General features: G+C 45.0%; 7 protein-coding genes, 2 rRNA genes and 1 pseudogene. 1 reads left to right on the forward strand and 9 read right to left on the reverse strand.

The features are described from left to right. Positions 1-136: 136 nt before the first annotated feature. From ACFQ3W_RS16745 to ACFQ3W_RS16770, 6 genes are all read right to left on the reverse strand, one after another. Positions 137-556 (reverse strand): VOC family protein, encoded by a 420-nt coding sequence (locus ACFQ3W_RS16745; RefSeq protein ID WP_379320390.1) that lies wholly within the window; start codon positions 554-556, stop codon positions 137-139. A gap of 146 nt (positions 557-702) precedes the next feature. Further along, complete coding sequence (locus ACFQ3W_RS16750) at positions 703-2,259, reverse strand: ABC-F family ATP-binding cassette domain-containing protein (protein WP_379320391.1); 1,557 nt, start codon at positions 2,257-2,259, stop codon at positions 703-705. Positions 2,260-2,448: 189 nt separating this feature from the next. After that, positions 2,449-3,441 carry an L-glyceraldehyde 3-phosphate reductase gene (gene mgrA / locus ACFQ3W_RS16755; RefSeq protein WP_379320392.1) on the reverse strand — a complete coding sequence of 331 codons (993 nt, stop codon included), beginning with the start codon at positions 3,439-3,441 and terminating at the stop codon, positions 2,449-2,451. 96 nt (positions 3,442-3,537) lie between these two features. Continuing rightward, complete coding sequence (locus ACFQ3W_RS16760) at positions 3,538-4,365, reverse strand: AraC family transcriptional regulator (protein WP_379320393.1); 828 nt, start codon at positions 4,363-4,365, stop codon at positions 3,538-3,540. Positions 4,366-4,480: 115 nt separating this feature from the next. Continuing rightward, positions 4,481-6,142 (reverse strand): ABC transporter ATP-binding protein, encoded by a 1,662-nt coding sequence (locus ACFQ3W_RS16765; RefSeq protein ID WP_379320394.1) that lies wholly within the window; start codon positions 6,140-6,142, stop codon positions 4,481-4,483. A gap of 113 nt (positions 6,143-6,255) precedes the next feature. After that, a complete protein-coding gene (locus ACFQ3W_RS16770; RefSeq protein ID WP_379320395.1) occupies positions 6,256-6,819 on the reverse strand; it encodes a spore coat protein in 564 nt (187 codons plus the stop codon). 200 nt (positions 6,820-7,019) lie between these two features. On the opposite strand from ACFQ3W_RS16770, the pseudogene ACFQ3W_RS16775 reads away from it, so the two are divergent. Then, positions 7,020-7,497, forward strand: a pseudogene (locus tag ACFQ3W_RS16775) (spore coat protein). Between the two features lie 48 nt (positions 7,498-7,545). Here the strand turns inward: ACFQ3W_RS16775 and ACFQ3W_RS16780 are convergent. The 3 genes from ACFQ3W_RS16780 to ACFQ3W_RS16790 form a co-directional block, all read right to left on the reverse strand. Then, positions 7,546-7,719 (reverse strand): hypothetical protein, encoded by a 174-nt coding sequence (locus ACFQ3W_RS16780; protein ID WP_379320396.1) that lies wholly within the window; start codon positions 7,717-7,719, stop codon positions 7,546-7,548. Between the two features lie 292 nt (positions 7,720-8,011). Next, a 5S ribosomal RNA gene (rrf, locus tag ACFQ3W_RS16785) occupies positions 8,012-8,128 on the reverse strand. A 172-nt stretch (positions 8,129-8,300) separates the two neighbouring features. Further along, positions 8,301-8,468 (reverse strand): 23S ribosomal RNA (locus ACFQ3W_RS16790); the annotation flags it as partial.

Raw genomic sequence — 8,468 nt, forward strand, 5'->3', positions numbered from 1 at the left:
TAACCGAATTTTACATTGGTGTGGAACACTAACGATAAACCTTCTGTGGCAGTACTATACTCGTAGGAGCTTTTATAGGTTCTTTAGCTACGAATGCACAAAAAACCTCCCGGCGGGAGGTTTTTTATAGTGCTCACTATTCGAAGGGTTGAATTGAACTGGGATCCATATACATGACTTCCCATAGATGTCCGTCGGGATCTTGGAAGCTTCCGGAGTACATGAAGCCGTGATCTACGATATCGTTATAGGGTTTTCCGCCAGATGCCAGCGCTTTATTTACGATTTCGTCCACCTGTTCGCGACTGTTCGCTGACAATGCCAGAATCGCTTCAGTGTGATTCTCGGTATCCACGATTTGTTTGTTCGTAAACGTCTTGAAGTACTCTTCGGTCAGCAGCATCGCAAAAATATGCTCACTGATCACCATGCAGGCGGCTTGTTCGTTCGTAAACTGCGGATTAAATGTAAAACCGACTTGTGTGAAAAACTCCTTCGATTTCTGCAAATCTTTCACTGGCAAATTAACGAAAATCATGTTCAACGTAAGAGCCATCCCGCGATCACCTCATCCTATGATTTATCCTGAATTAGTTTATCATGGTATATCCATACATTTCTACCATTTTATTTCGACAATATCCACAGAAAAACGCCCACAAAGTCAATTTTCGACCTCGGGGCGTTCCGCTTCAAGTTCAATTATAGCATCTTCGTTGTCCACGACTCGCAGTTCCACGTTTCGGTCACTACGTCCTGATAAAATTCCGGTTCGTGTGATATGAGCAAAATGCTGCCTTTGTAAGCTTTGAGCGCACGCTTCAGCTCGTCCTTAGCGTCCACATCCAAGTGGTTCGTAGGTTCGTCCAGTACAAGTACGTTCGTCTCGCGATTAATCAGCTTACACAAGCGTACCTTGGCCTTCTCCCCGCCACTCAGTACGGCGATTTTGCTTTCGATATGCTTGGTCGTCAAACCGCATTTGGCCAAAGCGGCACGGACTTCAAACTGGGTATACGAAGGAAACTCGTTCCATATCTCTTCAATACACGTGTTGTAATTAGCCTCTTTCATCTCTTGCTCAAAATAACCAATTTCAAGAATATCACCTAGCTGAACAGAACCGGAAATTGGCGGAATTTGTCCTAAAATACTGCGGAGCAGCGTGGTTTTCCCGATCCCGTTGGCGCCAACTAAAGCGATTTTCTGCCCGCGCTCCATGCGCAGATTCAACGGCTTGGACAACGGTGAATCATAACCGATCACAAGGTCCGTCGTCTCAAATATAAGCTTGCCCGACGTTCTCGCATCCTTGAAATTGAACTGTGGCTTCGGTTTTTCCTTGGCCAGCTCAATGACCTCCATTTTATCCAGCTTCTTCTGTCTAGACATCGCCATGTTACGGGTGGCGACGCTCGCCTTGTTGCGCGCGACGAAATCCTTCAGATCAGCGATTTCCTGCTGCTGACGCTTGTAAGCAGATTCTAGCTGCAACTTCTTCGCCTCATACACCTGCTGGAAATAATCGTAGTCCCCAACGTAACGGTTAAGCTCCTGATTTTCCATGTGATAGATCAGGTTAATTACGCTGTTCAAAAACGGAATGTCGTGCGAAATCAATATGAATGCATTTTCATATTCCTGTAGGTACCGCTTGAGCCATTCAATATGCTGCTCATCCAGATAGTTGGTCGGTTCGTCCAGCAATAAAATATCCGGTTTCTCTAGAAGCAGCTTAGCCAGCAGCACCTTGGTCCGCTGCCCGCCACTCAAATCGTTAACGTCTTTGTCAAGACCGATATCGGTTAGACCAAGCCCACGAGCGGTTTCTTCGATTTTTGCATCGATCATATAGAAATCCTGATTCGTCAGCGTGTCCTGAATCGTGCCGACATCCTCCAGCAGCTGTTCAAGCTCCTCTGGCGAGACTTCGCCCATTCTGGCGTACATATCGTTCATTTCCTGCTCCATATCGAACAGGTATTGGTATGCCCCGCGAAGCACGTCACGAATCGTCATGCCTTTGCTTAGCACCGCATGCTGATCCAAATAGCCGACGCGTGTCCGTCTAGCCCATTCAATTTTGCCTTCATCTGGCTGCAGCTTACCCGTAATGATATTCATGAAGGTGGATTTACCTTCTCCATTGGCCCCGATCAGGCCGATATGCTCCCCTTTTAACAATCGGAAGGAAACATCGCTAAATATAGCCCGGTCCCCGAAGCCGTGGCTAAGTCTTTCTACGTTCAATATGCTCATGAAATAAACACCTTTTCTAATATTTTATCTGAAATGGTACACTCGTCATATTATAAAGGGTAAAGCGATAACAACTCAATATGGCGGGAAAAATAATATAAGGAAATATAGTAACAAAAAGCGCCATCTCATGATTAGGTACGAGATAGCGCCTTTTTCGTTCACAGAGTGGGATTGATCAATGATCTTCTAATAACCCAAAATTTCATCTATTTTTTGCAGCTCATCCGCCGTAAAGGTCATGTTGTTTAGCGTCTCCACTGCATCTTCAATTTGGCCCACCTTGCTTGCACCAATCAGCGCCGAAGTGACCTTTCCGCCGCGGAGCACCCAGGCCAGCGCCATTTGCGACAGCTTCTGTCCTCTCCCTGCCGCCATTTCGTTTAATCGCTTGACCTTCAAGATACGTTCCTCATTTATATCCTCTGGACGGAGGAACCTGCTTGGGCCTCCCGCCCGCGAATCTGCCGCTATTCCGTTCAGGTAACGGTCCGTCAAAACGCCACCCTCCAGCGGGGAGAAAACGATCGATCCGATACCTTCTTCTTCCAGAACATCCTGCAGTCCCTCTTCGATCCAGCGATTCATCATCGAATAATTCGGCTGATGGATCAGACATGGCGTACCCAGTTCGCGGAGAATCTTGGCTGCAGCCCGGGTTTCCTCAGGCCGATAATTCGAGATGCCCACATAGAGAGCTTTGCCCTGGCGAACGATCAGGTCGAGCGCAGACATCGTTTCCTCCAGCGGCGTATCCGGATCCGGACGGTGATGATAGAAAATATCTACATACTCCAGACCCATCCGTTTTAAGCTTTGATCGAGGCTGGCAACCAAATATTTTTTGGACCCCCATTCACCATAAGGTCCTGGCCACATATCATAACCCGCTTTAGTTGAAATGATCATCTCGTCGCGATAAGGTCTGAAATCGTCCTTCATTACTTTTCCAAACGTTTCTTCGGCAGATCCATATGGCGGCCCGTAGTTGTTCGCTAAATCAAAATGGGTAATGCCAAGATCAAATGCTCTTCTTAGCATAGCCCGCCCGTTCTCGTAAGAATTGATTCCACCAAAATTGTGCCAAAGCCCCAAGGAAATGGCCGGAAGCTTTAGTCCGCTTCTCCCAACACGATTATATGTCATCGTTTCATATCTTTTGCTATCTGCTTGATATACCACAGTAGTACCTCCTTCAACATTTATAAGTCCAATATAATCGAATTGACAGGCAAAACCTATATCAACAAGGATGATATATATGGCATCGTGTCGTTTTTATTGGATCCGGTATTCTGTAGGAGACACGCCGACGGTTTTCTTGAACATCTTGGAGAACAACAGTGCGTCCCGATATCCCACCGATCGGGCAATCTCCCCTACCGTGAATTTCCCCTTCTTTAACAGCTCACATGCCCGCTCCATCCGATACCGCAGCAAATATTGCTGAGGCGGAAAGCCCGTGGCCTCCTTGAAAATAGCTGATAAATATTTACGGTCAAGTCCAACAACCTGAGCAAGCTGGCCAACGCTGACTTCGTCGCTGTAATGGCTGTGTAGAAACTCCAAGCAAGAATGAATATATGAATTGCGAGCTCCTGATCCCAGGATTCCGCATTCGGAAGATGGGGCAAGCTCCACCATGACCGACAATGCTTCATTCAGCAAGGCGTGCAAACGCAAATCACGCGTTGTCGCGTGCTCACCAGCCTCATTCAACAGGTCGTACAGCTTGGGCATTAACCGCGTATCCATAGAGAAAACTGGATTTTGCGGGCTAACCCCGGTTCTGTTTAAAATGCTGTCCACCTGATCCCCGTAAAAACCGATCCAAGAGTAAGTCCAGGGATTGATCTCATCAGCCTGGTAAAAAATAACCCGGTCAGGATATAAGATAAATGCTTGTCCGGCAGTGAGTGTAAACGTCTTGCCCTCGGAACGTACAATTCCCTCTCCCGAGTGGATAAAGTGAATTTTGTATAAATCCCGTACGCCGGGTCCGAAGGAATGCTGCGGCGCACATTTTTCTTTTCCCCAAAAGCATAAATATAAATCCGGCGTTTCACGGAATGGCCGATCCGGATTGCAGTGAAAAATCGCTCCCAAAGGCTGGCACCCTTTCTAAATTTGATGGAGCATCCTTAGATTACTGCCTCCTGAGACATTTTAGCATATCCATGGATTTTCCGTAATTGCTGGGAACCGTTTAATAAGAGCCACTCTATCGTTTCATCAGCTTTTTAAAAAAGCCGTTCATTCGCAATAGCTCTTGCGGTGGTCCGTACTCAATGAGTTTGCCCTCTTGCAGTACTAATATCAAATCAGCATACTCATGAGTTTTATCCAGTTGATGGGTTGTGACGATGCGAGTTACGTCCTTGTTCATATCAAGGATTGCGTCCCAAACCTTTCGGGCATTTTCCATATCAAGTCCAGCTGTTGGCTCATCGATAACAATACATTTTTTGCTGCTTATTAAAGAACGGATAATGGCTATTCGCTGTCGCTGGCCTCCGGATAGGTTTCTTCCGTTTTCAAGTAGAAAGGTATCATACTGATTTGGCATTTCTGCTATCAGACGATCTAAATTTAGTTTTTGAGCCATATCCTTCATTTGCCGTTCGGAGACATCTCGCCCCAAAGCCAAGTTATCGAAGACACTCGCATTAAGCAGAAATGGATCCTGCCATACTGCAGAAGGCAATCCAATATTCGGACCAGTTGTTATCATCTCTCCTTCTGTTGGTTCATATAAGCCAGCTATTATTTTAAGCAAAGTTGATTTGCCTGATCCACTCTCCCCTAAAATGACCACGAAGTATCCCTGATTGATTTCACAAGAGATGGAATCTAGTGCCTTCTTTCTCTCGTTTGGGTATGTATATGATAAATTTTTTATCTCAATATGAGTCCGCAGCGTATATTTCTCATTCATAGGCTTCAACGAGAGAAATTCTTGAACACGATTTGCTGCAGCTAACGAGCTCTGAATGGCGCTGGCTAGATCACCCGCATTTCTCGAGGGGAAAAAAATCAGCTGGATCGTGGCAAGGAAACTGACCAAATGCCCCACGCTCATGGAATCCTTAAATACGGACCAGCCTCCTATCAACAAAACTACAATATAGGCTGCGTTTTCGGCAAACGCTCCGATTACCTGTACAGTTCCCTGAGCCATACTTCTTTTGATTTCCGCATTCTCTGACTTAATAAAGGCTTCTGTGCATCGTTTAAGACACCATTTTTCAATATTCAGACTAATGATATCTCTGCATCCGTGAATAATGCATTGTGACTTCTCAAGGGTATCTGATATAGCATCTTGTGCGAAGCGATGAATACGTATCATGGACCTGCTGAATATGAGTGGAATGACTGCTGATATTGCCAAAAAAGGTACTAGAATAATCATTAATTTGGAGTTTACATTAAGGAGCGTAACTACGGCCCCGATCAATTGTGCAGCAGAATGCACGATCTGTACCAGGATCATTCCATACAAATTGGACCAAAGTGGAAGGTCCGAGGTGATATATGCTTGTATTTTTCCAGTAGGAAGCTGTTCGCTTTGAGCGTATGGGAGCCTCATTAGATGACTCAGAACAGCTGTTCTAAGCCTTGCTAAAATCCGTTCCTTTACCTTTGTACTTAAGTATCCTAACAATAAAGAAAGGCCCCAGGTTGCGCACCAGCTTAAAGCAAACAGTATTATTAACAACATGACACTTCCATAGGAGTCACCTTTTACAAATCCTTCGAAAATGTTGCCCAGCAGCACTGGCCTTGTCAGGTTTAAACCTGCTGCACCCATTCCAGCGATTGCTGTATACACAACAAAGCGTTTTACTACTCTCAAAGGTTCAACTAATTCTTTTATTTTCATAATATTCTGGCTCCCCTTATTCGTTTTACTCCATAAAAAAGAGCAGTACCGCATAGGCCAAAACCTATGGTACCACTCTTTTTCCAAGTGTTTTTTTATCGGATCGAGTTGATTTAGTGTGCTCCTACTGGTTCATGTACCAACTGGTACATCGTTCCCAGCGTCGTCATTGTTGACATTGGAGTTGACTCCAACGGATAATATCCTTTGTTGACCATCCACTGCCATACATCGTAAGCATGGTGTGAGCTCATACAGAACGCATGCTCCAAAAAGCTACGGATTTCCGGGTGGCTCATTTCCATGGCTGCCCATGCATATTCTCTTCCCGCACGTTTCAAGGTTAGCAAATAAGCAGTGGCGATTTCTCGATCCGTGAACTGTTGAACGTCTGTTCTAGGCATAACGGGAACCGGAGCTACCGTCGATTCGGTATATGATTGTAAAACCGGTTGAAGATCTGGGATTGGCAATTTGGAAGTAGCTCCTTCGGCCTTACTTAAATATTCGACCTTCATATTGTAATCCTGAATATGCAGCGGAAAATGCTTTTCCAAAATCGCCTTTAGTTGTGGATCCTGAGCCTGATTCATAAAGCAAGCCATGTTGGTTATAGAGTTTACGCAGCTTAATGTCAGCTCATTCAAGTCGCAGGCCTCATGCGCAGCCAGTTGCATAGTTGGTTCCTCCTTTAGAAGAGATGTATAACGCCAAATATAGAGTGTACCGTTCAACTCGTTCTTATCGAAATGAACACAATATAACTTTTCCATATCTTCTTTTTTTTGTAATAATCAGTTTTCTAATCAGGGACAAATACCTATTTCTGTTGATAGGCATATAGTACATTAACATTTGATACTTGGAGAGTGAAAACATGAATAAAACCATGAATCAGGATCACCTGGCTTGGCACGAAACATTAGAGCTGCATGAACTCGTTGCCTTTCAATCCACAAACCTTGTACTGTTTAAAAAGAAACTGCCCACGCTTCAAGACCCTGCGTTAAAATCTCTATATATGGAAACCATTACAAGCTTAGAAACGCGAGTTGCTCAAATTTTATCCGATGGCCCCTACATCACACCGCAACGCCATGCCTGACATGACTGCAATTGATGCCGCAAGCCTGTTGGGCTTCGCAAAAACAGCTGTAAGAAATTACTCCATCGCTATCACCGAAACCGCGACACCTCAGCTCAGAGAAACCTTCCAAAAACATCTGATCCACACCATTGGACTTCACGCTAAAATATTCAACTATATGTACCAAAAGGGATTTTATCCTTCCTACAACCTTGAACAGTTGCTGGCTAATGATGTTAAAATGGCCAACGACGCTTTAAAATTGTAGTCAATAGACGTAAGCCCCGAGAGCCGGGGCTTTACGTTGAGAATTGCTCTATTTTTTCCTTTCATTTTCCTCTGGCTCATCGTACTTATTAATATGAGCCGTGATTGCTTCAACGGCTTCATTTACATTTGTTGTTGCTGGTACCTCCTTGACCTCATCTTCGGTTTTGTCGATAAAGTTCTGATGGTCTGCACGTATAGCTTCGATTCTGTTACTCATCATTCATCCTCCATTATTTTGTGATAAAGCCTTCATAATACGACCTAGCCCAGTTTTTCAAGCTACAATTTACTTTGCTTCCCTCCATGGAATTTATGTATGCCCATTTAAGGAAAAGGCGCTCCGCATGCACTATGCCCCCTTTTGCTCATAGCAAAAAGCACTACCGATTGTAATCGGAGTGCTTTTTATGTTCCTTGCTAGCACGGAGACGCATATAGATGCATAGCATGTCGCTAGATGGAACATTTATGAAAAAAAGAACACCGCCGTGTGATCGGCAGTGCTCTTTATTGCTTGGCGGCGTCCTACTCTCCCAGGACCCTTCGGTCCAAGTACCATCGGCGCTGGAGGGCTTAACGGTCGTGTTCGGGATGGGTACGTGTGGAACCCCTCCGCCATCGCCACCAAACATGATTTTTCGAAGCTATCGCTTCTCGAAATCGCAGCGAGAAAATATCAGCCCTTATAAAGGACTTGCAGCTTAAGTTCAGATGTTTGATCACCTGAAAACTGGATACGAAACGTTCTTTGCGTTTTAAATTAGCATATGCTTCCGAAGTAGCTTTACTTCGTAAAGCTTTTAGGATAAGCCCTCGACCGATTAGTACCTGTCAGCTCCATGCATTGCTGCACTTCCACCTCAGGCCTATCAACCTCGTCGTCTTCAAGGGGTCTTACTAATTGGGAAATCTCATCTTGAGGGAGGCTTCACGCTTAGATGCTTTCAGCGCTTATCCCGTCCGCACTTA

Origin of the sequence: Paenibacillus puldeungensis (assembly GCF_042678945.1) — a bacterium.
In the GTDB taxonomy this organism is placed as follows: domain Bacteria; phylum Bacillota; class Bacilli; order Paenibacillales; family Paenibacillaceae; genus Fontibacillus; species Fontibacillus puldeungensis.